This is a genomic window from Staphylococcus sp. 231237_7MaSpsaltlick, from assembly GCF_043107035.1.
In genome coordinates, this window is record NZ_JBICNX010000178.1 from 1 (window position 1) to 927 (window position 927).

Below are 927 nucleotides of genomic sequence, written 5' to 3' on the forward strand. Positions count from 1 at the left end.
TTCTTAGTATTAATTATGGGAGGATCCGTTGCAGTTATTGAAAAGCAGGGTACATTTAACGCAGCAGTACAAAAATTGGTCGATAAAACAGGTGGTAATATATACACACTTATTATCGTTATTGGTATTACGTTCGGATTGATACACGCATTTGGTGTAAGTGCGAATGCAGTGATTGCATTTATTCCACTAGGTGTTATTTTAGCTCAAAAATTGAAATTAGATGCAATTGCTGGTGTAGCAATCGTATACCTGAGTTACTTCGTAGGTGCCGTTGCACCATTATTTGATCCCATTGCTTTAGGTATTGCACAGTCCGTTGCCAAACTACCGATATTCTCAGGTGTTGGGTTGCGCATAATCATGTTTATTGTATTTATGATCATAACGTTAGCCTATATTATTTGGTACATTAAAAGAATTTCGAAAGATCCAAGTAAAAGTTTGATGGGTAAAGAAAAGTTTACAAAGTCAATGACTGATAATCCAGAGGAACGACCACCATTAACAACAAGACATAAAATTATTATTTTCTTGTTTTTCGCTACAATATTAGTATTTGTTTATGGTTCATTGCGACTAGAATGGGGTGTTAATGAATTATCTGCCTTATTTATTATAGATGGTATTTTAACTGCAGTTGTAGCAAAGCAGAAACCGAATGAATTTATAGATACCTTTATGAGTGGTGCTAAAAACATATTATTTGGTGCATTAATCATTGGTGTTGCACGTTCTATTACGATATTAATGGAAGATGGACAAATTTTAGACACCGTTGTTCATGCTTTGTTCGTTCCATTAAGTCAATTGTCACCGATGTTGGGGGCAATTGCTATGTTCTTATTCAACGTGATTTTTAACTTACTAATACCTTCTGGTAGTGGTCAAGCTGCAGTAGTTATGCCTTTAATGACGCCATTATCA

At 34.8% G+C, this 927-nt stretch carries 1 protein-coding gene; it reads left to right on the forward strand.

Translation table 11 applies throughout. The features are described 5' to 3' along the window. On the forward strand, nucleotides 1–927 hold a 927-nt coding region (locus ACF91D_RS30745; protein ID WP_392438542.1), incomplete at both ends, for an SLC13 family permease.